This window comes from Aminobacter sp. BA135 (assembly GCF_050859125.1).
In the GTDB taxonomy this organism is placed as follows: domain Bacteria; phylum Pseudomonadota; class Alphaproteobacteria; order Rhizobiales; family Rhizobiaceae; genus Aminobacter; species Aminobacter ciceronei.
Map to the genome: position 1 here is coordinate 4,780,469 of NZ_CP139572.1, position 21,532 is coordinate 4,802,000.

The 21,532-nt window shown below is 64.8% G+C and carries 22 protein-coding genes; 8 read left to right on the top strand and 14 right to left on the bottom strand.

Annotated features, from left to right (window positions below; genetic code table 11):
• The first annotated feature begins 74 nt into the window (after window positions 1-74).
• Window positions 75-323 carry a DUF1344 domain-containing protein gene (locus SLT36_RS23270; RefSeq protein WP_067964618.1) on the top strand — a complete coding sequence of 83 codons (249 nt, stop codon included), beginning with the start codon at window positions 75-77 and terminating at the stop codon, window positions 321-323.
• Between the two features lie 20 nt (window positions 324-343).
• Here SLT36_RS23270 and SLT36_RS23275 read toward each other — a convergent pair whose 3' ends face one another.
• From SLT36_RS23275 to SLT36_RS23290, 4 genes are all read right to left on the bottom strand, one after another.
• Complete coding sequence (locus SLT36_RS23275) at window positions 344-931, bottom strand: histidine phosphatase family protein (RefSeq protein ID WP_432284632.1); 588 nt, start codon at window positions 929-931, stop codon at window positions 344-346.
• A 21-nt stretch (window positions 932-952) separates the two neighbouring features.
• A complete protein-coding gene (gene fabI, locus SLT36_RS23280) occupies window positions 953-1,771 on the bottom strand; it encodes an enoyl-ACP reductase FabI (RefSeq protein ID WP_067964622.1) in 819 nt (272 codons plus the stop codon).
• A 129-nt stretch (window positions 1,772-1,900) separates the two neighbouring features.
• Complete coding sequence (locus tag SLT36_RS23285) at window positions 1,901-2,851, bottom strand: DnaJ C-terminal domain-containing protein (protein WP_432284633.1); 951 nt, start codon at window positions 2,849-2,851, stop codon at window positions 1,901-1,903.
• Between the two features lie 89 nt (window positions 2,852-2,940).
• Entirely contained in the window at window positions 2,941-3,339 is a 399-nt protein-coding gene (locus SLT36_RS23290) for an RT0821/Lpp0805 family surface protein (RefSeq protein WP_432288447.1), read from the bottom strand.
• A gap of 108 nt (window positions 3,340-3,447) precedes the next feature.
• On the opposite strand from SLT36_RS23290, the gene pdxH reads away from it, so the two are divergent.
• Window positions 3,448-4,065, top strand: coding sequence for a pyridoxamine 5'-phosphate oxidase (gene pdxH / locus SLT36_RS23295; protein WP_432284634.1), 618 nt, complete (start codon window positions 3,448-3,450; stop codon window positions 4,063-4,065).
• 114 nt (window positions 4,066-4,179) lie between these two features.
• Here the strand turns inward: pdxH and SLT36_RS23300 are convergent, their stop codons facing one another.
• Together SLT36_RS23300 and SLT36_RS23305 are read right to left on the bottom strand one after the other, a co-directional pair.
• A complete protein-coding gene (locus SLT36_RS23300) occupies window positions 4,180-4,932 on the bottom strand; it encodes a crotonase/enoyl-CoA hydratase family protein (protein ID WP_432284635.1) in 753 nt (250 codons plus the stop codon).
• Between the two features lie 20 nt (window positions 4,933-4,952).
• Window positions 4,953-6,731, bottom strand: coding sequence for an acyl-CoA dehydrogenase (locus SLT36_RS23305; protein ID WP_432284636.1), 1,779 nt, complete (start codon window positions 6,729-6,731; stop codon window positions 4,953-4,955).
• A 174-nt stretch (window positions 6,732-6,905) separates the two neighbouring features.
• Here SLT36_RS23305 and SLT36_RS23310 point away from each other — a divergent pair, with 174 nt between their 5' ends.
• On the top strand, window positions 6,906-7,121 hold the full coding sequence (locus SLT36_RS23310; protein WP_432288448.1) for a hypothetical protein: 216 nt from the start codon (window positions 6,906-6,908) through the stop codon (window positions 7,119-7,121).
• A 72-nt stretch (window positions 7,122-7,193) separates the two neighbouring features.
• On the top strand, window positions 7,194-8,399 hold the full coding sequence (locus tag SLT36_RS23315) for a glycoside hydrolase family 25 protein (protein WP_432284637.1): 1,206 nt from the start codon (window positions 7,194-7,196) through the stop codon (window positions 8,397-8,399).
• Window positions 8,400-8,423: 24 nt separating this feature from the next.
• Here the strand turns inward: SLT36_RS23315 and purD are convergent, their stop codons facing one another.
• Window positions 8,424-9,701, bottom strand: coding sequence for a phosphoribosylamine--glycine ligase (gene purD / locus SLT36_RS23320; RefSeq protein WP_432284638.1), 1,278 nt, complete (start codon window positions 9,699-9,701; stop codon window positions 8,424-8,426).
• Between the two features lie 135 nt (window positions 9,702-9,836).
• Here purD and ubiA point away from each other — a divergent pair, with 135 nt between their 5' ends.
• Window positions 9,837-10,820, top strand: coding sequence for a 4-hydroxybenzoate octaprenyltransferase (gene ubiA, locus SLT36_RS23325; protein WP_432284639.1), 984 nt, complete (start codon window positions 9,837-9,839; stop codon window positions 10,818-10,820).
• A 10-nt stretch (window positions 10,821-10,830) separates the two neighbouring features.
• Here the strand turns inward: ubiA and SLT36_RS23330 are convergent, their stop codons facing one another.
• From SLT36_RS23330 to SLT36_RS23340, 3 genes are all read right to left on the bottom strand, one after another.
• Window positions 10,831-11,397 carry a DUF6101 family protein gene (locus tag SLT36_RS23330; protein WP_067964634.1) on the bottom strand — a complete coding sequence of 189 codons (567 nt, stop codon included), beginning with the start codon at window positions 11,395-11,397 and terminating at the stop codon, window positions 10,831-10,833.
• Between the two features lie 168 nt (window positions 11,398-11,565).
• Window positions 11,566-12,996, bottom strand: a complete 1,431-nt coding sequence (locus SLT36_RS23335; RefSeq protein ID WP_432284640.1) for an FAD-binding oxidoreductase — start codon at window positions 12,994-12,996, stop codon at window positions 11,566-11,568.
• Between the two features lie 16 nt (window positions 12,997-13,012).
• Window positions 13,013-13,951, bottom strand: coding sequence for an L-threonylcarbamoyladenylate synthase (locus SLT36_RS23340; protein WP_432288449.1), 939 nt, complete (start codon window positions 13,949-13,951; stop codon window positions 13,013-13,015).
• 201 nt (window positions 13,952-14,152) lie between these two features.
• Between SLT36_RS23340 and SLT36_RS23345 the strand changes: the two genes are divergently transcribed.
• Together SLT36_RS23345 and SLT36_RS23350 are read left to right on the top strand one after the other, a co-directional pair.
• Entirely contained in the window at window positions 14,153-14,566 is a 414-nt protein-coding gene (locus tag SLT36_RS23345) for a hypothetical protein (protein ID WP_432284641.1), read from the top strand.
• Window positions 14,567-14,640: 74 nt separating this feature from the next.
• On the top strand, window positions 14,641-15,024 hold the full coding sequence (locus SLT36_RS23350; protein ID WP_432284642.1) for a hypothetical protein: 384 nt from the start codon (window positions 14,641-14,643) through the stop codon (window positions 15,022-15,024).
• Window positions 15,025-15,069: 45 nt separating this feature from the next.
• On the opposite strand, the gene glyS is transcribed toward SLT36_RS23350, so the two are convergent.
• Window positions 15,070-17,361: a glycine--tRNA ligase subunit beta gene (glyS, locus tag SLT36_RS23355; RefSeq protein ID WP_432284643.1), complete on the bottom strand. Its 2,292-nt coding sequence runs from the start codon at window positions 17,359-17,361 to the stop codon at window positions 15,070-15,072.
• A gap of 212 nt (window positions 17,362-17,573) precedes the next feature.
• Here glyS and SLT36_RS23360 point away from each other — a divergent pair, with 212 nt between their 5' ends.
• Window positions 17,574-17,747 (top strand): hypothetical protein, encoded by a 174-nt coding sequence (locus SLT36_RS23360; protein ID WP_432284644.1) that lies wholly within the window; start codon window positions 17,574-17,576, stop codon window positions 17,745-17,747.
• Between the two features lie 113 nt (window positions 17,748-17,860).
• On the opposite strand, the gene SLT36_RS23365 is transcribed toward SLT36_RS23360, so the two are convergent.
• The 3 genes from SLT36_RS23365 to SLT36_RS23375 form a co-directional block, all read right to left on the bottom strand.
• On the bottom strand, window positions 17,861-18,157 hold the full coding sequence (locus tag SLT36_RS23365) for an endonuclease domain-containing protein (RefSeq protein WP_432288451.1): 297 nt from the start codon (window positions 18,155-18,157) through the stop codon (window positions 17,861-17,863).
• Window positions 18,158-18,317: 160 nt separating this feature from the next.
• On the bottom strand, window positions 18,318-19,262 hold the full coding sequence (locus SLT36_RS23370; RefSeq protein ID WP_432284645.1) for a glycine--tRNA ligase subunit alpha: 945 nt from the start codon (window positions 19,260-19,262) through the stop codon (window positions 18,318-18,320).
• A gap of 121 nt (window positions 19,263-19,383) precedes the next feature.
• Window positions 19,384-21,387, bottom strand: coding sequence for a tetratricopeptide repeat protein (locus SLT36_RS23375; protein ID WP_432284646.1), 2,004 nt, complete (start codon window positions 21,385-21,387; stop codon window positions 19,384-19,386).
• Between the last annotated feature and the right edge of the window lie 145 nt (window positions 21,388-21,532).

Sequence of the window (21,532 nt, forward strand, 5' to 3'; positions counted from 1 at the left end):
GGTTTCTGCTTCCTTCCAACCGCTCGTTAACATTTTTGCCTCGCCTTGCGGGGCGCAGAAAAAAGAGGACGACAATGCGTACCCTTATTGGCGCCGTTGCCGCCGTGCTCATGATGTCTGGCGCTGCGCTCGCTGCCGAAGCCGAAGGTCAGGTCAAGTCGGTCGACAAGGAAAAGTCCACCATCACGCTCTCCAACGGCAAGTCGTACAAGCTGCCGGGCGAGTTCGACGTCGAGAACATCAAGCCGGGCATGGACATCCTGCTCGCTTATGACGTGGTCGAGGGCGAGAACCTGATCACCGACATGGAACTGCCGCAGTAACAGAAATCGCGCCTCGGGCTTTACAGCCAGTCGAGGCGGCCATCCTGCACTCTCAGCACGCGGTCTTGGGGGATATCCAAGGCCGCGGCTTTGTTTTTGGGCAGGGCTTCGACAAGCCGGAAAATCGCCCGCATCACGCCGCCATGGGTGACGCAGACCGTCGGCTGCGCAAGCTCGACGAGCCACGGACGGATGCGGCAGGCCAGCATCTCGTAGCTCTCGGCGTCCTCTCCGGGCGGAACAAAATCCCACTTGTCGTGTTTGCGCGCCGTGCTGGCGCCCGGCAGGCGTGCCTCGAGCTCGGCGAAGGTATAACCCTGCCAGTCGCCGAAATTGACTTCGACGAGGCGCAAATCGGTGCGGTAGGCCATGGGATCGAGCCCCATCACTGTCCGTGCCCGCTCCATGGTCTCGCGGGTGCGCCGCATCGGGCTCGCGATGAAATCGAAGGCCTCGGGATCTGCGATCAGTTCGGCGAGCCGGTGGCCGTTGCGGTCGGCCTGCTCGCGCCCGACCGCATCAATGTCGATGTCGGCCTGCCCTTGCAGCCGCTGCTCGGCGTTCCATGGCGTCTGGCCATGGCGCACGACATAGAGGAGCGGGATCATGGCGATGCTGTTCGGGAAGGATCAGTCCTTCACGGCGGCGATGTCAGGCGCATCGACGGCCTTCATGCCGACGACGTGGTAGCCGGAATCGACGTGGTGCACTTCGCCGGTGACGCCGCGCGACAGGTTCGACAGGAAGTAGAGCGCGGAATCGCCGACCTCCTCGATCGAAACGGTGCGGCGCAGCGGCGCGTTGTACTCGTTCCACTTCAGGATGTAGCGGAAGTCGTCGATGCCGGAGGCGGCAAGCGTCTTGATCGGGCCGGCGGAGATCGCATTGACGCGGATCGCCTTCGGGCCGAGGTCGACGGCGAGATACTTCACGCTCGCCTCGAGTGCCGCCTTGGCAACGCCCATGACGTTGTAGTTCGGCATCACCTTTTCGGCGCCGTAATAGGTCATGGTCAGCATCGAGCCGCCATCGGTCATCAGCTTCTCGGCGCGCTGGGCGACAGCCGTGAAGGAATAGACCGAGATGTCCATGGTGCGCAGGAAGTTGGCATGGCTGGTGTCGACATAGCGGCCGGTCAGCTCGTCCTTGTCGGAGAAGCCGATGGCGTGGACGACGAAGTCGAGCTTGCCCCACTTCTTTTCCAGCGTCTCGAAGCAGGCGTCGATGGTCGCCATGTCGGTGACGTCGCAATGTCCGCAGACGAACGCGCCGATTTCGGCGGCCAGCGGCTCGACACGCTTCTTCAGCGCATCGCCCTGATAGGTGAAGGCAAGCTCCGCGCCCTGGTCGGCGCAGGCCTTGGCAATGCCCCAGGCAATCGATCTGTTGTTGGCGACGCCGAGAATAAGGCCGCGCTTGCCGGCCATCAGGCCCTGTCCACCCGCCATATGAGCGCTCTCCAATGCTTTGACTGTTTTGCAGAGCCTATCGCATAGGCAACCTGCACCTTCAAGCTTTCATGCGACCTTCGTCGCAAGGCCAGGCCCATGGACTGCGAAGATGACGCAAGCCTTGCGTCAGTCGGCAGACTTGCGCAGCAATTCCTCGAGTGCCGCATCGCCGCCTTCCGGCAGCATGACGCGGACATGGGCATAAAGGTCGCCATGGCCGCCTGCCTTTTCCGGCAGGCCGCGGCCCTTGAGGCGCAGCACCTTGTCGGAACTCGACCATTCGGGGATCTTCACCGCCAGCCGGCCGGTCGGCGTCTCCACCGCCGCCTTGGTGCCGAGCACCGCCTCCTTGAGGCTCACCGGCAGGTCGACATGCAGGTCGCGGCCCTCGACGCGGTAGCGCGGATGGCGGCGGAACCTGATCTTGACCAGCGCGTCGCCGGCGCCACCAAGGCCCTGCTCGCCCTGGCCCTTGAGCCTGATCGTCTGGCCGTCCTCGACGAATTCCGGCAGCTTCACCGCCATCTTGCGGCCATCGGGGAACATCGCCGTCACCTTGGGTGCGGTCGCTGCCTCTTCGATGGTGACGTCGAGCGTGACATTGACGTCGCCGCCCGGCTGCGCGCGCTGGGCTCCCGCGCCTCCGCCCATGCCGGCACCATGACCAGCACCGGGGCCACGCTGGCCGAAGGAATCGCCGAAGATCTGGCTGAAGATGTCGCCGGCGTCGAAGGACGCGCCGCCCGGACCGCCGGAGCGGAACTCGAAGCGCGAGCCGCCGGGTCCCGCCTGCTGGCGGCGGAAGCCGCCGAACGGGTCGCCACCGCCCGCACCTTCGAAGCCATGGAAGCGCGGCTTACCCTCGGCGTCGATCTCGCCATGGTCGAAAGCCGTCTTCTTCTTCTCGTCGCCGAGAATCTCATAGGCCTGGTTTGCCGCGGCAAAACGTTCCTTGGCCTTGGGATCGTCCGGATTCTGGTCCGGATGGTGCTTCTTGGCGAGCTTGCGGAAAGCCGCCTTGATGTCCTTGGCCGAGGCGTTCTTGGCAACGCCCAGCACCTCATAGGGGTCGCGCATTACGTCAATCCACAACAGAGAAAAAGGGTTTGTTGCTTCCTATATGCGCTCGGCTAGGAAGAAATTCCAGAGGCGGAACGCCGCAACCGTCAGGCGGGCGCGAAAGACAGCATCTGCCAGGTGCCCGAACCGGCGGCGCAGACCTCGCCCTTGAACAGGCTCACCCCGTCGAAGCTCTCGCGCGAGACGGCGAATTCGCGGCACAGCACCCCGCGTTCCTTGCTTTCGACAAGCGCCGTGATCGCGCCGCGCGAACCGGTTTCGGCATTGGCCCAGGGAATCGGTTGGCCTTTCAGCTCGTCGACGTCGACGGATGAAACCGCGTTGCGGATCGTCGTCTCGTCGGACAGTCGATTCGCGTCGGTGGTCCTGTTTGCGTCGTCGGGAACCTTGCTGGTGACGAGGCTGCGGTCGACCTCCGCCTTTTCGAGGCTGAAGCCGCCCGCGCCACACCCGCTGATCGTCGTCAGGCCGAGCAGCAGCAACACCTTGAAGGAGCGGAACCCGAATTGTGGGAGGCAATGGCCCTCAAAGGCTTGCGCGAAGCGCGACAATAGGCATTCTCCCGGTCGGAAATGGCAGGTCGAGTAAAAGCTATGACGGACACAGAGTTAACAACGGGTGACTTCACGGAGGCTGCGGAGCCTTTCCAGCTCTTTGCCTCCTGGCTGAAGGACGCCACGGCCAGCGAACCCAACGACCCCACCGCATTGGCGCTGGCCACCGTCGATACCGACGGACTGCCTGACGTGCGCATGGTGCTGCTCAAGGGATTCGACGAACATGGCTTCGTCTTCTACACCAATTTCGAAAGCGCCAAGGGCCGCGAAATCCTCGCCACCATGAAAGCGGCGATGTGTTTCCACTGGAAATCGCTGCGCCGCCAGGTCCGCGTGCGCGGTCCGGTCGAGATCGTCACCGATGCAGAGGCGGACGAGTATTTCGCCTCGCGCCCACGCGGCAGCCGCATCGGCGCCTGGGCCTCGAAGCAGTCGCGCCCGCTCGAAAGCCGTTTCGCGCTGGAAAAGGCCGTCGCCGAATACACCGCCCGGCACGTCATCGGTGAAATCCCGCGTCCGCCGCACTGGTCGGGTTTCCGCATCGTGCCGAGCCAGATCGAATTCTGGCACGACCGCCCCTTCCGCCTGCACGACCGTGTCGTCTTCACGCGCACAGCAGACGGTGGCTGGGACAAGGATCGGCTCTATCCGTGATTCTCACCCTCCCCTTGTGGGGAGGGTCGCTCCTGAAGCGGAGGGGCTGGGGGTGATGAAGCGCGCTCCAGCCATTCGCCCTGCTTCGGTTCGCCGGCCCTGACGGGTAAGGGGTCAGCCCTTCTTGCGCGTCATGAAGGCGACGAGTGCGGCACGCGCCTCGTCGGACTTCAGCCGGGCGCGGAAATGCGCGCCCTCTTCCTTGATGCGCGCGACGAGTTTGGTCCGGTCGCCGCGCATCAGGTCGCGTGCGATCTTGAGCGCCTCGGGCGGTTTGGCCGCGATTTCACCGGCAGCTGTCAATGTCGCTGCTTCGAGCTCGTCTTCCGCCACGACCTTGTAGATCAGCCCGGCAGCGAGCGCGCGTTCGGCCGGGAAGGCCTCGCCCAGACCGAGCAGGGCAAAGGCGCCCTGCAGGCCGAGCAACTGTGGCGCGAGCAGGCTCGAGCCGGCCTCGGGCACCAGCCCGAGATCGACGAAAGGCGTGCGGAACACCGTGCGCGGCGTGGCGAAGGTCAGGTCGCAATGCAGGTTGATCGTCGTGCCGATGCCCACCGCAATGCCGTCGACGCCCGAGACGACGGGCTTTTCGGTGCCGGCCAAAGCGAGCAGGAACTCCCACACCTCGCCGCCGCCCTCACCGCCCGTGGCGATCGCCATGAAGTCGGCGAGGTCATTGCCCGACGAAAATGCGCCCGGCACGCCCAGGAAGACGTGGCAGCGCACGGCCGGATCTTTGTCGCCGGCGACGAGTGCCGCCGCCATCTCGGCATACATCGCGCGGGTGATGGCGTTCTTCTTGTCCGGACGGTTCATCCGGATGATCTGCACGGCGCCCTGGCGCTCGATGAGAATGTGGTCGGTCACGTCGGTCCTCGTCCAAGAAGCTACGCCGAGATCAGCGCTTTGGCGGCGGCGGCAAGGCTTGCCGTGCCGCCGGTGATGCGGTCCTTGAGTGCTGCGGTCTCGCCGAGCAGGTTTTCGGCAAAGAAGCGGCACAGCGCGATACGGCGCTCGTCGCCGTCGGCGAGTGCGGCGCGCGCCAGATAAGCGCCGCCGGCAACCAAGGAGAACAGCCTGAGATAGGGCGTGGCGCCGGCCAGCACATCGTCCGTTCGGCCGTCGCCAAGCTGCCTCTGCAGATGGCGGGTGACGCTCTGGAGATCGTCGAGCGCCTGTTCGAGAATGAGCGCCGTGCGGCCATAGGCGTCGCTGTTCATGGCGGCAACGGCAATGGCGATGCCGTCGAGTTCGCCGATATAACCGAAGACATGCTCGCCATTGCCGAGCGGCAGCTTGCGGGTGACGAGGTCGATCGCCTGGATGCCGTTGGTGCCCTCATAGATCGGGGCGATGCGGGCATCGCGCAAAAGGGCAGCCGCACCCGTTTCCTCGATGAAGCCCATGCCGCCGTGGATCTGCACGCCGAGCGAGGCGACGTCGACGCCGACATCGGTGGAGAATGCCTTGGCCAGCGGCGTCAGCAGATTGGCGCGGTCCTGCCAATGCGCCTTGTCGGCGCCGGTCGACACCCGCGCCATGTCGATGGCATGGGCGCAGGAATAGGCGATGGCGCGTGCTGCCTGGGTCAGCGCCTTCATCGTCAGAAGATTGCGCTGCACGTCGGGGTGATGGACGATCGGCGCCATGCCTTCGCCCGAATAGGACGACGCCTTGCCCTGGCGGCGCTCATTGGCATAAGCGAGCGCCTTCTGGAACGCCGTCTCGGCAACCGCCACGCCCTGAATGCCGACCAGCAGGCGGGCATTGTTCATCATCGTGAACATGCAGGCGAGCCCGCGGTTTTCCTCGCCGATCAGCCAGCCGACAGCACCTGGTTCGCGGCCCTTGGCGAAACCGTCGCCATAGATCATCGTGCAGGTCGGCGAGGCGTGGATGCCGAGCTTTTCCTCGATACCAGAGCAGAACACGTCGTTGCGCGCCCCCGGCGTGCCGTCCTCGTTAAGCAGGAACTTCGGCACCAAAAACAGCGAGATGCCGCGTGTGCCGGCCGGGGCATCGGGTAACCGCGCCAGCACGAGATGGACGATGTTGTCGGTGAAGTCGTGCTCGCCATAGGTGATGAAGATCTTCTGGCCGAAAATGCGGTAGGTGCCGTCGCCCGACCGTTCGGCACGGGTGCGCAGCGCCGCAAGGTCGGAACCGGCCTGCGGTTCGGTCAGGTTCATCGTGCCCATCCACTCGCCGGAGACGAGCTTGGCGAGATAGGCCGACTTCAGATCCTCGGAGGCATGCTTTTCCAGCGCCTCGACCGCGCCCATCGACAGCGTCGGGCCGATGCCGAAGGCCATCGAGGCCGAGTTCCACATTTCGAGCGTCGCCACGCCCATCATCGTCGGCAGGCCCTGCCCGCCATACTCCTCGGGGCCGTTCAGGCTGTTCCAGCCACCTTCGGTCCAGTGCCTGTAAAGCTCCTTCCAGCCCGGCGGCATGGTGACGGCCCCATCGCGGAGCTTGGCGCCGGTGCGGTCGCCGACCTTGTAGAGCGGCGCGACCTCCTCGCTGGCGAAACGCCCGGCCTCGCCAAGAATGGCGTCGACCAGATCCTCGCCAAGGTCGCCGAAAGTGCCGGCATCCATGGCGGCCTTGAGGCCGGCAACATGCTTCAGCGCGAACGCTATCTCTTCCACCGGGGCGCGGTACATGATGCTTCCTCCTGCACCTGACGATCTGCTTGCGGCCTCACCACCGCTTGGCCTCCACACTAGCCGCCTTCCCGAGCCGAGGGGAAGTGACTTTTTACGTAAACGTCAAATTTCATCACGCTTTGCGCCAAGGCCTTCGGCTTGGTAGAACCGGCAAAAATCATCGAGGACGCCATGCTCGCCCGGCCCGACACCTTCACCTGCATCGAATGCGGCCTGCCCTACCGTTCCGAGGGCTTCTGGTATCACGGCGGCAAGATCGAAGACGGCGCCGCCTACTGGACCGATCGCGGCATACTGTGTTCGCCGAAATGCTCGCTTGCCCATCACAGCAAGCGCGCGGCCGAAGGCACGCTGCCGACCAAACCCGCCCCCGATCCGTTCGAATAACGCCTCAATCGGCCCCAAAAGCGCTTGCTTTCAACCTGCAGGCGGTGGAGCCGCATCAGCATTTCCTTAACCATGGCGGTCCACGATCTGATATCGATCACCGAGGATCGCCTTTTGAGGGGACTGGCGTCTAGATTTCATCGCCTCGCGCTCGCAGCGCTGACCGCCGCTTGGGTAAACCACATCCCCGCGCCGGCCGCGGCCTCCGACTTCTCCGAACCATGGAAGAAGGCCGACCGAGCGCTGGTCATCGACGCCTACGAATACAATTCCATCGACTGGCAGAAGCTGTCGGGCGACAAGCGCATCGTCGGCTTCATCAACAAGGCCTCCGACGGACTGCCCCCGGCCTATTCCTGCACCGGCGACGAAACCGCCTACAGGCTGTGCAAGGCGCTGTGGAAACGACATGCGGTTGCCCGCGAGCTGTTCCACACGCGCAAGGTCGTCGCCAAGGCGCTCGGGCTGAAATGGGGTGCCTACCACCTTGCCCGTCCCGGCAACCCGATCGAGCAGGCCGAGAACTTCCTCGATTTCGCCGAGCCCGGCCCCGACGATCTGATGGCGATCGACATCGAGGAAAACGACCCGACCAAATGGATGTCGCTCGAGGACGCCGAACTGTTCGTGCGCCACATCTTCCTGCGCACCGGCCGCTACCCGATCCTCTACACCAACGGAACGACCTCGCGGTACATCGCCGACAACCGCTATCGCTACCGGCTGCTGTCCCGGCTGCCGCTCTGGTATGCGCGCTACAAGCCGGAAATCGGCATCCATTTCCCGAAGGGCAACTGGCAGCGTTATTCGCTGTGGCAGTTCTCGGCCCAGGCCAATTGCGGCGAACGCCGCTGCCCCTACCGCGTCGCCGGCACGCCCAACGACATCGACGTCAATGTCGCGCCGATGGACGCCGAAGGCCTGCGCCAGGTCTGGCCGTTCGGCCAGCTTGTCGAAACGACAGACGACTTCATGCTCAATGTGCCGCTGCCGATCGCAAGGGATGACGGGCTGAAAGGCGAAAGCCGCATCACCTATGCCTCGGTCGCCTATCCGGTGCGGCTCGACCTGCTTGCCGAGACGCTGCGCTCGAGCTGGGACAAGGCCGTGCTCGGCGCGCTGCCGGCGTTCAGGCCGGCACCGAGCCGCTACATCAACGGCATGGCGGAATTCGCAGCACTGAGGCGTGACGAAATGGTGCGCGTGGCCAGCCAGAACGCCGCAAGGCTCGATCCTGTCGCCACCGCCTCGACCGAGAGCGACCGCGCCGAACGCTAGTCGGTCGCCCCGGCGTCCAGCCGATTATTTCTGCTGTTCGCGCTCGACGGCGCGCCAGCCGATGTCGCGGCGGCAGAACCCTTCCGGCCAGTCGAGCCCGTCGACGGCCGCATAGGCTTTCTGCTGCGCTTCGCTGACATTGCTGCCGGTGGCGGTGACGTTCAGCACGCGGCCGCCATAGGCGACGATCTTGCCGTCGCTGACTGCCGTGCCGGCGTGGAAGACCTGCGCGCCGGCGGCTTCCGCCCTGTCGATGCCCGAAATGACCGAGCCCTTTTCCGGCGTGCCCGGATAACCCTTGGCCGCCATCACCACGGTCAGTGCCGCCTCGTCGCGCCAGCGCGCCGAGACATGGGCAAGCTGACCGTCGGCGGCGGCGTTGAGCAGCACGAGAAGGTCCTCCTTCAGGCGCATCATCAGCACCTGGCATTCGGGATCACCGAAGCGGGTGTTGTATTCGATCAGCTTCGGGCCCTGGTCGGTCAGCATCAGGCCGGCAAACAGCACGCCCGAGAACGGCGCACCCATTTCGGCCATGCCGCGCATCGTCGGCTCGATGATTTCGCGCATGGTCTGTTCGATCAGTTCGGGCGTCATGACGGGCGCCGGCGAATAGGCGCCCATGCCGCCAGTGTTCGGTCCGACATCACCGTCGCCGACACGCTTGTGATCCTGCGCCGTGCCGAAGGGCAGCGCCGTCTTGCCGTCGCACAGGCAGAAGAAGCTCGCCTCCTCGCCGGTCATGAATTCTTCCACCACGACAGATGCGCCGGCACCACCGAAGGCACCCTCGAAACAGGCGTCGACAGCTTCCAACGCTTCGTCCAGCGTCATCGCAACCGTCACGCCCTTGCCGGCGGCGAGGCCGTCGGCCTTGATGACGATCGGCGCGCCCGTCTTCTCGACATAGGCACGGGCGTCGCCGGCATTGTCGAAACGGCCATAGGCAGCTGTCGGAATGCCGTAGCGGGCACAAAGATCCTTGGTGAAGCCCTTCGACCCCTCGAGCTGCGCCGCCGCCTTGGAGGGACCGAAGACACGAATGCCGGCTGCCCGCAGGTCGTCGCCGATGCCGGCGACCAGCGGCCCTTCGGGGCCGACGACGACGAGGTCGATCGCCTTGTCCTTGCAGAAGGCTGCGACGGCGGCGTGGTCGGCAATATCGAGCGCCACCAGTTCGGCTTCGCGGGCGATGCCCGGATTGCCTGGCGCGGCATAAAGCCTGGTCAGCATCGGCGATGCCGCAAGCTTCCAGGCCAGTGCGTGTTCGCGGCCGCCGGAACCGATGAGCAGGATGTTCATGCGCTTGACCTCTTGCCGATGCTTGACGTGATGCACCCGCTAGTGGCCGGGAGGGACGAGGTCAAGCTGCAGCGCTGCCAAACACGGACAAATCGTCGGCTTGACGCCTGCCCACGCCGCTGGCACTCCCATGGCATGGAACAGATCCAATCAAAAGCCGGCCAGGGCCGGGTCGCCGATGCTCCCAGCGGTCACTGGGTCTACCGTGCCTTGCCACGTGGGCTGTGGCCTTACGCCCAGCTCGCGCGCTGGGACCGGCCGATCGGCTGGGTGCTGCTTCTGTGGCCATGCTGGTGGTCGGCGGCGATGGCGGCCAGCGCTTATGCGCGGCCGGGCGACAGCCTGATGTCGCTTTTGCCTTCGCCTTCGTTCCTGGTGCTGTTCCTCATCGGAGCGGTGGCGATGCGCGGCGCCGGCTGCACCTACAACGACATCGTCGACGAAGGCATCGACGCCCAGGTCGAGCGCACGCGTTCGCGCCCCCTGCCCTCGGGCCAGGTCAGCCGCCGCCAGGCTTGGGTGTTCCTGGTGCTGCAAGCGCTTGTCGGACTGGTCGTGCTGTTGCAGTTCAACAGCTTCACCATTCTGCTCGGCATCTCGTCGCTGGCGATTGTTGCGATCTACCCGTTCATGAAGCGCATCACCAACTGGCCGCAATTCGTGCTTGGCCTCGCCTTTTCCTGGGGCGCGCTGATGGGCTGGGCAGCCGAATTCGGCGACATAGACGGCCCGGCCGTGCTGCTCTATTTCGGTTCGATCATGTGGGTGATCGGCTATGACACGATCTACGCCCACCAGGACAAGGAAGACGACGCGCTTGTCGGCGTGAAGTCGACCGCACGCTTCTTCGGCGAAAACACCAAGTCATGGCTGTTCGGGCTTTATGCCGGGGCGTTGATGCTGTTTGCGACGGCCTTTGCCATCGCCCAGGTGCCGATGCCGGCACTCGCCGGCCTTGTCGCCGCCGGCGCACATATGATCAGGCAGATCGTCGTGCTCGACATCGACAATCCCGACCAGTGCCTCAGGCTGTTCAGGTCGAACGGCCAGGTCGGTTGGATCATCTTCATCGGCCTGATCTGCGGCGGCGCCTGGGTGGCGCTGAAGCCGCTGATCTAGAAGTGTCGTCCTACGCCCGGGCGATGATCTCTTCGCCGTCGATGACGAGGCGGACACCGAGCGCGCCCGACTTGCGGCGGGCGAGGAAACGCGGCCTGCGCATCCTGGAGACGCGGCCCTTGCGTCGGTCCTGCGCCGGCAGGGTCTTGATCGCCGCGCCGAGCGACTCCTCGAGCGTGCGGGCCACGCCGTCCGCCTCGATCAGCAGCATGGGCAGGCTGTAATAGTCCGCCCAGGCGCGCCAGTCGGCGGCAACGTCGTCGAGATCGTCGGCGACCAAAAGCGGCACAGACAGCATCGGATCGTTGTGCAGCAGTTCCAGCGTCACCGTGACGTTCAGGTCCTCGTCTTCCATCGCACGAGCCGCAACGCCGCGGAACGCGCGCGCCGGCAGCGCAATCGTCGCCGGCAGCCCGCTGAGCGCCAGCAGGCGGCGGATCACCGCGCCGCGGTGATCGATGGTGAAGGTGACGTCGCCAAGGTCGTCACGCGTCGCGTAGCTGACCATCTGCGGCAAGCGGAACGGGTCGAGGCGCATGTTGCGTCCCGCCCAGACTGGCTTCAGTCCGGTGTTCATGGTGTGCCTTCCTGTTATCTCCTGAGAGCCGGTTTCCGGTCTCTCCGGACCAGTTTTCCCGGTCTCGTTAGGAAGGACACTAGCGGGGTGACCTTACCGCCCCGCTTAAGAAATTGGGTTAAATTTTGCTGATCTCGGCGATGGTTATCGGAATACCACCAGAGACGTTCAAATCGTCTTGCCGGGGTTCATGATGCCGGCGGGATCGAACGCCGCCTTGACGCGGCGCATCAGCTCGATGGCGATCGGCGGCGCCGTGGCAATGAGCTCATCGCGCTTGAGCTGGCCGATGCCATGTTCGGCCGAGATCGAGCCGTTCATGGCGCGTACGACGTCGTGCACCGCCTTGTTCATGTCGCGGTAGAGCGCCAGGAACGGGTCGGCCGCCATGCCGACCGGCTGCGAGACGTTGTAGTGCAGATTGCCGTCGCCCATGTGGCCGAAGCAGACAACGCGCGCCTCCGGACAGACGCTGGCAACCGCGACGGCACCCTGTGCGATGAAGGCAGGGATACTGGCGATCGGCACAGAGATGTCGTGCTTGATCGACGCGCCTTCCACCTTCTGCGTTTCCGGCAGCATCTCGCGCAGGCGCCAGAACTCGTTGGCATGAGCAACGCTTGCGGCAATCGCCGCATCGCCGACCTGCTCGGCCTCGAAGCCGGCCGAGAGGATGTCCTCGATCAGCGCGCGCGCGTCCTCGGCCGAACGGCCCGAGGAGATTTCCATCAGCACCTGCCAGGGCCAGTCGCCTTCCAGCGGCGGCCGCGCATCGGGAATGTGGCGCATGGCAAATTCCATCGGCAGGTGGCCGATCAGCTCGAACGCCGTCAGCGCGCTGCCGGCCATGTCCTGGGCGCGATCGAACAAGGCGAGCGCTGCCTCTGGCGATGCCAGTCCGACCCAGGCGACTTCGCGGCCCTTGGGCTTGGGATAGAGCTTCAGCACCGCTGCCGTAATGACCCCGAGCGTGCCTTCGGCGCCGACGAACAGGTTCTTGAGGTCGTAGCCGGTGTTGTCCTTCTTGAGCTTGCGCAGGTCGTCGAGCACCTCGCCCGTCGGCAGCACCACCTCGACGCCAAGGCACAGCTCGCGCGCATTGCCATAGGCCACCACGCCGGTGCCGCCGGCATTGGACGACAGATTGCCGCCAATCTGGCAGGAGCCCTGCGATGCTAGCGACAGGGGATAGAGCCGGTCGACCTCGTCGGCTGCCTTGTGCAGCACGTCAAGCACGACGCCGGCCTCGGCAATGACGGTGTTGGAGACCGGATCGATCTCGCGGATGCGGTTGAGGCGCGACAGCGACAGCACGATCTGGCCGCCCGAACGATCCGGCACCTGGCCGCCGACGAGGCCGGTATTGCCGCCCTGCGGCACGATCGGCGTCCCCGTTTCGGTGGCGAGCCTCATGATCGCGCTCACCTCCTCGACATTTGCCGGGCGCAGCACCAGCGAGCTGGCGCCGGTGAACAGGCCACGCGGCTCATGCACGTATGGTTCGATTTCGCCTTCTGCGCGCACAGCATAACGCGCGCCGACGATGGCAGCGAAGCGCTCGGCAAGCGCGGGATCGAGGCCGGGAAGATTCTGGGTCATGTGACGAAAGCTAAGTTCAGACGTGAGGATTGTCACGGGGGGCAGCGGCGCGCGCCAGTCTGTCGTTGATCGCCTCGCCGAGTTCGTCGAACGGTATCGGCTCGACGGCGATCAGCTCGGCGCCGCTGCGGTCGAGCGCCTGGAGATGTGCGAAGAGATTTGTCGCCGCTTCGCGCAGGTCGCCTGTCTCGGACAGATTGAGAAAGGCGCGGGCCTGTTGCCAGCCATCGGCACGGCGCCGGCCAAAACCCAGCAGCGCCTCGCCTGCCGCGACAGCGTCGGCATTGAGCCGCAGCGCAGCGCCCGGCGCGTAGTGCGAGGCAAGCATGCCGGGCGCTTCGATGCCGGCGGTCATGCCGCGCAGCAGCGGCGCACCGGCCACCTCTTCGATGTCACCTGCCGGAACGCCGCCGGGGCGCAGCAGCCGCACGCGGCCGTCCTCGACCTTGACGATCGTCGATTCCAGCCCGACCGGCGTCGAACCACCGTCGACGACGAGCGGGATGCGCGCCCCGAGATCGCTGGCCACCGCCTCGCCGCTGGTCGAGCTGATCTTGCCCGAGCTGTTGGCGCTGGGGGCTGCCAGCGGCCGGCCGAGCCGTGATATCAACGTGCCGCCAAAACCCTTGGGCATGCGCAGCGCAATGGTGTCGAGCCCAGCTGTCACCAGCGGATGAATGCCCGAACCGGGGCGAAGGGGCACGACGAGGGTCAGCGGGCCTGGCCAGAACTTTTCGGCGAGCTTGCGCGACAGCGGGTCGAACACGCCGATGCGCTCGGCCATGGCCATGTCGGCGACATGGGCGATCAAAGGGTTGAAACGCGGGCGGCCCTTGGCCTCGAAGATGCGGGCGACGGCCTCGCCATTGGTCGCGTCACCTGCCAGGCCATAGACGGTCTCGGTTGGAATGGCCACCACCTCGCCGGCGTCGAGCAATGCCAGTGCCGCATCCATCGCCTTGTCGGCTGCGATCAGTTCCGCCACGTCTCAGCTTCCTGTTGCATGCCCGGTCCCTACTCCGCGCGGCCTCATGCGACAAGTGCGCCACCGCCAAGATTTCCGGCATTGCCTAAAATGCACCGCAACTTCGAAATCGGGCTGCAACCGCCCAGCTGTTACATTGCGCCTTGAAGTTGATTCAACTCCGAGGGTCAAATGCGCCTTTGTGCTGCGTTTCTTGTTGCCGGCATCGCCGCGTCCGGTACGGCTCACGCATCTTCGATCGTTATCGTCGACGCCAGTGCGGCCAGCCCGTCATCGGTCAGCGTCGACGCCCCGAAATCGGCCAGCAGGTCGATCGTCGCGCTCGGCGCTGCCCAGGTCGACGCCGGCAAGGTCGCGGCGATCGAAGCCGAACCGACAAGCACCAACCATAAGATGGGGCCTGAGCTGATGGTCATCCGCGGCGGCGAGGTTGGTTCAGCGTCGCCTGATACGTCGGCTGGCGCGCCTGTTGCCGCGGAAGCCGTGCCCGCCCAGCAGGCCGCGACCGGCGACCAGTCGCCCTTGCCTGTTGCGCCCGACGGGACCCCGATCGACCCAGCGCCAGCCCATGTCAAAACCGAATAGGCCGGCTTGACCGTCACGCCGTCGTTGTGCACCGTCGCGGCAACATATCGGCAATCTGGGCAAGGGGTTGATCCATGAAGGCAGGTCGCAGCATCGCAGCGGGGCTCCTGGCCATGCTGCTTTCCGGCACAGGCGCGGCACAGGCCGATCAGCTGCTCGGCACCTATGTCGCGCGGATCTCGGAGAAGGACCATCAGGCCAGCGATGGCTATGCCCTGGACAGTGCCGCCCAGGTCGTGCGGCAGGACCGCGCCAATGTACATCGGCACATCCAGACCGACGAGGAAGACGACCTCGACGACTGGTTCACCAGCAATGCCAAGCGTGCGCGCTTCGAGCAGCTGTTGAACAAGCCTGGCGCGATGAGCAACTCGACGCGCAGCGCCATCCTCCACGGCGAGCCGCTGATCGAGGTCCAGGTCTATCGCCAGAGCGTCAAGGTTCGCCTGCTCGACTGAGTGAGGGCGGCTTTGCGCCGCCCATCCTTATCCTGCGATCCCACTCTATCCCGAAATCTTCGAGAAATCGGCGACCTGGTCGGTCGCCGCACGGATGCGCGCGAGCAGCGCCAGGCGGTTGGCACGCACGGCGACGTCGTCGTCGTTGACGAGAACTTTCTCGAAGAATGAATCGACGGGTTCACGCAACACGGAGAGGGCGCGCATGGCGCCGGAAAAGTCTTCGTTCCGAATCGCCTGGCCGGCTTCGCTGACAGCCTGATTCATCGGCGCGAACAACGCCTTTTCCGCCTCTTCGCGGAAGAGAGCCGGGTCGACGGCGTCGGCAACCGCGGTCCCCTTCTTCTCTTCGGCGGCCAGGATGTTGGCGGCGCGCTTGGTGCCGGCGAGCAGGTTCTTGCCATCCTCGCTGTCGACGAAGTGACCCAGCGCTTCGACACGCCGGGTGATGGTCAACAGGTCGTCGGCCTCCGGCGTGATGACGGCGTCGATAAGATCGTGGCGGGCGCCAAGCTCGCGCAGATAGACCTTGAGACGGTCATGGAAGAAGGCGATCAGGTCGGCCTTGAGCGGCGCGGCACGGCCGATCGTTTCCTTGCGCAGCTCCGCCTCATAGGCAGCCAGCGCATTGTCGACATCCTGTTCGCCGTCGACATCGCCGCTGTCGATCGCGTCCTGCTTTGCCTCGAACGCGGCGAGCTTCTTGGCGATGGAGCTCTCATTGAGCTGACGCAGCGCCGCATCGAACAATGCCTGCAGCGGCAGCTTGCCCCGCGCCGACAGGATGATCCTGACGATGCCGAGTGCGGCACGACGAAGCGCATAGGGGTCTTTCGACCCCGTCGGCTTTTCGTCGATGGTCCAGAAGCCGACAAGCGTGTCGAGCTTGTCGGCCAGCGCTACCGACACCGAAACCGGGTCGGCCGGCACGCGGTCGGACGGCCCCTGCGGCTTATAGTGCTCTTCGAGCGCGGCAGCCACCGACGGGCTCTCGCCCTGCAGCAGCGCATATTTGCGGCCCATGGCGCCTTGCAGTTCGGGGAACTCGCCGACGACCTCGGTCTGCAGGTCTGCCTTGGCGAGCACTGCGGCGCGGTCGGCCAGCTTCGGCTCGGCACCGACAAGCGGCGCGATCTCACGGGCGAGCCCGCGGATGCGCTGGACGCGCTGCCCTTGCGTGCCGAGCTTGGCATGGAAGGTCACGCCAAGATGGTCGAGGCGGGCCATGCGCTGGTCGAGCGGCTTGTGGATATCGAGGCCGAAGGCTTCGGCCGACTGCTTCAGCGTATCGAGATCGGGCAGGTCGCCCTGGTCCGTCTTCCAGAAATAGAGCGCGTCCGAAAGGCGGGCGCGCACAACCTTGCCGTTGCCATGCGCGATCTCCTTGCCGCCATCCTTGGCCTCGATGTTCGAGGTCAGGATGAAGTGGTTGGAGAGCGCGTCCTCGCTGCCCTGCGGCCGCGTGACGAAACACTTCTGGTTGGCGCGGATGGTCAGCCGGATGACTTCAGCCGGGATCTCGAGGAACGTATCCTCGAAGGTGCCCATCAGCACCACCGGCCATTCGACGAGGCCGGAAACCTCTTCGAGCAGCCCTTCGTCCTCGACGAGATCAAGGCCATTGGCGAAGGCGAGGTTGCGCGCATCGGCGGAGATCATCTCCTTGCGGCGCTCGGCGTCGATGACGACCTTGGCGGCCTCGAGCTTGGCGGCATAGTCGTCGAAGCGGCGCACGGTGATTGCCTCGGGCGCATGGAAGCGATGGCCAAAGGTGACGCTGCCGGAACGGATGCCGTCGACCTCGAAGTCGACGACCACCGGCTCCTCGGTCTCGGGGCCGAAGGTGCAGACGATCGACTGCAGCGGGCGCACCCAGCGCAGGCTGCCCGGCTTGGCCGAGGCCGGGCCCCAACGCATCGACTTGGGCCAGGGGAAGGTCTTGACGATCGCCGGCACCAGCTCGGCGATGATCTCCTCCGCCGAGCGGCCGGGCTTGGAAATATGGGCGACGTAGAAATCGCCCTTCTTTGGGTCGCTGTGGACATGCGCCTGGGATATCGAGCTCAGGCCGGCGCTGCGCAGAAAACCCTGGATCGCCGCTTCCGGCGCCTTGGTGCTCGGGCCCTTGCGGTCTTCATGGATGTCCTTGGAGCGGGCCGTCAGCCCCCTGATGTCGAGCGTCAGCCGGCGCGGCGTCCAGTATTCGCGCGCCGCCTCATAGGTCAGACCCGCCTCGACAAGACCGTCGGTCAGCATCTTCCTGAGGTCACCCGCCGCCTTGCGCTGCATGCGCGCGGGGATTTCTTCGGAACGCAACTCTAAAAGCAGATCGGGCATCGGACGGGCTCACGCGGAAATGGTCCGCGCGGCATAGCAAGTCAGCCGCCCGCTGTCACTTCCCGAACGCGATCGGCCCGAACGCGATCGGCAAATCCGTCGAGCTGTCGGACCGTCGCCGGGACAATCGTCCTAGGGATGAAGATTTCCATGAACCGGATGCTGCGCTGGAGCGACCCACGCTCAGACAGACACCTATTGGCCGAACGACAATGAAAACCGCCTCTGCCCTGCTCCAGATCTTCAGCCTCAGTGCCCTGCTCGCCATGCATGTGGCGGCCCCGGCCGAATTCCGGATGCCCGGCGTGCGCAAGGCTTTGCAGACGATCAATGGCGAAACGCTGCAACCCCGCCTTCCGGAGGGGCTGGAACTCGCCGCCGTGTAACGCTGATGGATTTCGATGCCGCACACATCTGGCGAAGGGCTGAGGTCGCGCGATCTTACCCTCCCCTCGATGGGGAGGGTCGGCGCGAAGCGCCGGGGTGGGGTGCTTTCCAGTCAGGAAACGTCGCTGGACAGGTCTCTGCGACGTTCGTCAACAACCGCAAAGATAGTGTCCAGAACTGCTTCCAGTTCCTGTTTCACTTCATGATTCCAGAAGCGAAGTACGCAATATCCTTGGCTCTCGAGCCACAGGGTTCGCGTATGATCATGCCGCCTTTGATCATCAAGGCCATGATGGGCGCCGTCGACCTCGATGATCAACTTCAGTCGATGCGAGACGAAGTCAGGGAAATAGACGCCTAGTGAAGCTTGTCTGCGGAAATGCGTTCCTTCAACGGGAATGCGCCAAATGTGCTTTCACAAGATGCGTTCCTCGTCGGTCATTGCCGAGCGAAGGCGACGCGCTGACGCCAGTCGGAAACGATCGAGTTTGGGCACTTAGCCCTCCTCCTCATCACCCCCACCCGCCGCTCCGCGGCGACCTCCCCCATCGAGGGGGAGGTAAAAGCCGTCAAGCCGCCAGACCGCCGGCTTCCGTAAGCAAAAATGCCTCGCCGCAGGCCTTGGACAGGTTGCGGACACGCAGGATGTAGCTCTGGCGCTCGGTGACCGAGATCACGCCGCGCGCGTCGAGCAGGTTGAAGACGTGGCTCGCCTTGATGCACTGGTCATAGGCCGGGAAGACCATCCTGTGCTGGGCCAGATTGCCGCCATCGGCCGGCGCGCCGGCAGCGAGCAGCGCCCTGCATTCGGCTTCGGCATCCTCGAAATGCTTGAGCAGCATCGCCGTGTTGGCATGCTCGAAATTGTGCCTGGAATATTCCTGCTCGGCCTGCAGGAAGACGTCGCCATAGGTGACCTTGTCGTCGCCTTCGAGGCCGTTGAAGTTGAGGTCGTAGACATTGTCGACGCCCTGCACATACATCGCCAGGCGTTCGAGACCATAGGTCAACTCGCCGGCGACGGGCGCGCATTCGATGCCGCAGACCTGCTGGAAATAGGTGAACTGCGACACTTCCATGCCGTCGCACCAGCACTCCCAGCCGAGGCCCCAGGCGCCCAGCGTCGGGCTTTCCCAGTCGTCCTCGACGAAGCGGATGTCATGGACAAGCGGATCGATGCCGATCGCCTTGAGCGAGCCGAGGTAGAGCTCCTGAAGGTTGGACGGGTTCGGCTTCAGGATGACCTGGTACTGGTAATAGTGCTGCAGCCGGTTCGGGTTCTCGCCGTAGCGGCCGTCCTTGGGGCGACGCGAAGGCTGCACATAGGCTGCGTTCCAGCGCTTGGGTCCAAGCGCACGCAACGTCGTTGCCGGGTGGAACGTGCCCGCGCCCACTTCCATGTCGTAGGGCTGCAGGATGATGCAACCGTGTTCGGCCCAGTAATTGTGCAGCGTCAGGATCAGGCCCTGGAAGGAGCGGCTGGGGTGCATGTGGGCAGGCATCTGGTCGGTCACGGGCAAAGCTCGATCATTGGCGCGCGCCCCGCAAGAAAACGGGGCCACAGAAGGCCCCGTCCTATTCCGCCCGATTGTTAGGGTCAAGCTGCGGTGCAAAGACGACCGCCGCGCAATCGGCTCACTTGCCCGGCAGCTGGAGTTCCTGGCCCGGTGCCAGCCGCGCGGGATCGCCGCGCAGCTGCGGGTTGAGATCGAGAATCTCGCGATAGCGGTCACCATTGCCGAGCACGTCATTGGCGATCGACCACAGCGATTGCCCACGCTGCACCTTGTAGGCGGCTGGGATCACCTGGGCGGCCGGTGCGACTACTGGCGTTTCCAGTTCGCTCTTCTTCTGGCTGTCCTGGGCAGGGGCTGCCGGCTTGACCGAGATCGGCTTGGCCGGCGCCTCAAGTGCTGTCGGCTTCTCCGGCAGGTCCGGCAGGCCCTTGGCGAGCTTCTGCTCTACATCGGCCAGGATCTTCGGCTCCGGCTTCATGTCGCGGGCATGGCTCCACTGGAATGTCGCTTCGAGCTTGCGCCCGACACGCCAGTAAGCGTCGCCGAGATGGTCGTTCAGCACCGGATCGTCCGGCTTCAGTGACACCGCGCGCTCGAGCTCGCGCACCGCGTCCTCGAACTTGCCGAGGCGGTAATAGGCCCAGCCCAGCGAATCGATGATGTAGCCGTCGCTCGGGCGCAGGTCGGCGGCCTGCTTGATCATCCCGAGGCCTTCCTCGAGATTCATGTTCATGTCGACCCAGGAATAGCCGAGATAGTTCAGAACCTGCGGCTGGTTGGGGAACAGCTTCAGCGCTTCACGGAAATTCGGCTCTGCCTTGGGCCATTCCTTCAGCCGCTCATAGGCGATGCCGCGCTGGTAGAAGACGTTCCAGTTGGTGTTGGTCGGCGTCTTCAGCACGCCGACTGCCTTGTCATAGACATCGGCGGCGGCGCGGTAATTGTCGGTCGAGGCATAGACCCCGCCAAGCGCGAGATAGCCGCGCATGTCGTCGGGGTTGGCTTCGACCAGTGCCTTGAGATGCTTGATCGCCTCGTCATGGCGCTTGAGATCGGCGAGGTTGAGGCCGAGCTGCAATTCCGACAGCCGCTTGAGCGGCGAGGCTGCGGGCACGCGGCGGTAAAGCGCGATCGCCTCTTCGCCATTCTGCTGCTGCTCGGCAATCGCGGCGAGCTGCACCAAGAGTTCGTCGCTCTCCGGCTTCAGCGCCAGCGCATATTGCAGATAGAGCCTGACGAAAGGCTCGCCCCCGCCGCGGTTCAGTGCCGTCGACAGGTTGAGCAGGATTTCGGCAGCACCATCCTGCGGGTTGCCGACCAGTGGGCTGATCTTCTCGCCCTTGGTGATTTTTTCGCGCAAGGAAGCGATCGGCAGCTTGCCGGGAGCAAACTCGTCGGCGCGGTCGAGGATGGCCAGCGCCTCGGTCTTCTTGCCGGTGCGGGCCAGGAAACCGGCATAGGATTCGGCGGCGCGCATCCAGGTCTCGGGTGCCGCACTGCCGGCGCCGAGATTGTCGATGGTAGCGCGATAGATCTCGTCCGCCTTGTCCTTCTGGCCGGCGGTCTCGGCGATCAAAGCGCGGTGGTAGGTCTTGAACAGCTCGTACCATTCCGGGCCTTCGAGCTTGTCGAGGAACTGCAGGCCGTCGCCGGCCTTGCCCTCGCCCTGCTTGGCCCAGGCGGTCATGACGCCTGTGATCAGCCGGTCGAGGTCGGATTCGAGCGCCAGCTTGAGCCACTTCTCCGCGCCCTCGTAATCCTTCTTGCGGAAGGTATCGACGGCAAGCGCCAGGCGCGAGAAACGCTCCACGTCGGGAACTGTCTTCAGCATCTCGGCATAAGGCAGCGATTCATCGAAGCGGCCTTGAGCGATCAGCGCCAGCATCAGGCTCTGCTGCAGGGCGGCATCTTCGGGATCGAAGGCCAAAGCGCGCTTGTAATAAGCAATTGCGCTATCCAGGTCGTCGTCGGCCTCGGCGGTGCGGGCCGCGAGATAGGCGCCGGAAAACGAACTGATCTCGACCGGTTCGGTGAGCTGTTTGGCATATCCAGGCTGGGTCAGGGCGGTAAAGCCCGCCAGAGCCGCAAGGCCCAACAGCCAGATCGCGCGTCGCTGCCGCATGAAAATCCTTCCTACCAAGGTCCTACGGTCGTCCAGCCGGTGGCCGGGTCGCAACCGCTTGTCGGTGCCAAGCATGGCCTTTTTGGGGTCACGCTTCAATCCGCACCGGCTTCACAATACGACAGGCGGCTCAACGAATTCACAA

What these genes read in the sequence shown, in the direction of transcription:
- SLT36_RS23270 (WP_067964618.1), top strand. Translation starts at nt 75, where the DNA reads ATGCGTACCCTTATTGGCGCCGTTGCCGCCGTGCTCATGATGTCTGGC.
- SLT36_RS23275 (WP_432284632.1), bottom strand. Translation starts at nt 931, where the DNA reads ATGATCCCGCTCCTCTATGTCGTGCGCCATGGCCAGACGCCATGGAAC.
- fabI (WP_067964622.1), bottom strand. Translation starts at nt 1,771, where the DNA reads ATGGCGGGTGGACAGGGCCTGATGGCCGGCAAGCGCGGCCTTATTCTC.
- SLT36_RS23285 (WP_432284633.1), bottom strand. Translation starts at nt 2,851, where the DNA reads ATGCGCGACCCCTATGAGGTGCTGGGCGTTGCCAAGAACGCCTCGGCC.
- pdxH (WP_432284634.1), top strand. Translation starts at nt 3,448, where the DNA reads ATGACGGACACAGAGTTAACAACGGGTGACTTCACGGAGGCTGCGGAG.
- SLT36_RS23305 (WP_432284636.1), bottom strand. Translation starts at nt 6,731, where the DNA reads ATGTACCGCGCCCCGGTGGAAGAGATAGCGTTCGCGCTGAAGCATGTT.
- SLT36_RS23310 (WP_432288448.1), top strand. Translation starts at nt 6,906, where the DNA reads ATGCTCGCCCGGCCCGACACCTTCACCTGCATCGAATGCGGCCTGCCC.
- SLT36_RS23315 (WP_432284637.1), top strand. Translation starts at nt 7,194, where the DNA reads ATGGCGGTCCACGATCTGATATCGATCACCGAGGATCGCCTTTTGAGG.
- purD (WP_432284638.1), bottom strand. Translation starts at nt 9,701, where the DNA reads ATGAACATCCTGCTCATCGGTTCCGGCGGCCGCGAACACGCACTGGCC.
- ubiA (WP_432284639.1), top strand. Translation starts at nt 9,837, where the DNA reads ATGGAACAGATCCAATCAAAAGCCGGCCAGGGCCGGGTCGCCGATGCT.
- SLT36_RS23330 (WP_067964634.1), bottom strand. Translation starts at nt 11,397, where the DNA reads ATGAACACCGGACTGAAGCCAGTCTGGGCGGGACGCAACATGCGCCTC.
- SLT36_RS23335 (WP_432284640.1), bottom strand. Translation starts at nt 12,996, where the DNA reads ATGACCCAGAATCTTCCCGGCCTCGATCCCGCGCTTGCCGAGCGCTTC.
- SLT36_RS23340 (WP_432288449.1), bottom strand. Translation starts at nt 13,951, where the DNA reads ATGGATGCGGCACTGGCATTGCTCGACGCCGGCGAGGTGGTGGCCATT.
- SLT36_RS23345 (WP_432284641.1), top strand. Translation starts at nt 14,153, where the DNA reads ATGCGCCTTTGTGCTGCGTTTCTTGTTGCCGGCATCGCCGCGTCCGGT.
- SLT36_RS23350 (WP_432284642.1), top strand. Translation starts at nt 14,641, where the DNA reads ATGAAGGCAGGTCGCAGCATCGCAGCGGGGCTCCTGGCCATGCTGCTT.
- glyS (WP_432284643.1), bottom strand. Translation starts at nt 17,361, where the DNA reads ATGCCCGATCTGCTTTTAGAGTTGCGTTCCGAAGAAATCCCCGCGCGC.
- SLT36_RS23360 (WP_432284644.1), top strand. Translation starts at nt 17,574, where the DNA reads ATGAAAACCGCCTCTGCCCTGCTCCAGATCTTCAGCCTCAGTGCCCTG.
- SLT36_RS23375 (WP_432284646.1), bottom strand. Translation starts at nt 21,387, where the DNA reads ATGCGGCAGCGACGCGCGATCTGGCTGTTGGGCCTTGCGGCTCTGGCG.